Annotated in this window: 1 protein-coding gene; it reads right to left on the reverse strand. The window is 46.7% G+C overall.

The features are described 5' to 3' along the window. Positions 1-543: ribonucleotide reductase N-terminal alpha domain-containing protein (locus ABD308_RS27115; protein WP_344339714.1), on the reverse strand; the 543-nt coding region annotated here is incomplete at its 3' end. Position 544 lies beyond the last annotated feature (1 nt).

The raw sequence follows: 544 nt of genomic DNA on the forward strand, positions 1-544 counted from the left end.
CTCCACCTGCTCCATGAAGTAATCCGGCAGACAGACACCTGTAAAAATATCATGTGCACGCAGCCGTTCATCCCCGTTATTCAGCTTTAAATCAAGAAAGGCTTCAATATCTGTATGCCACACATCGAGATAAATCGCAATCGCGCCTTTACGTGTACCTAGCTGATCGACACTGACCGCTGTATTATTAAGCTGCTTAATCCACGGTACGACACCACTTGACATATCCTTAAATCCTTTAATTGAGCTCCCACGACCACGGACCTTTCCCATATAGACACCAATCCCGCCACCATTCTTGGACAGTTTGGCAATGTCTGTATTGCTGTCGTAAATCGACTGAAGACTATCATCCACGGTATCGATGAAGCAGCTGGATAACTGACCATGCGTTTTACCAGCATTCGTAAGTGTAGGTGTGGCAACAGTCATGTATAAATTGCTTAATGCCCAATACGCCTCAGCAACATACCGACGACGATCAGCCGGGTCCTCCTTCTGCATGAGATGCATAGCAATAACCATCCACCGCTCCTGAGGCAAT

The sequence above is a fragment of the Kitasatospora putterlickiae genome (assembly GCF_039527695.1).
Lineage (GTDB): Bacteria > Actinomycetota > Actinomycetes > Streptomycetales > Streptomycetaceae > Kitasatospora > Kitasatospora putterlickiae.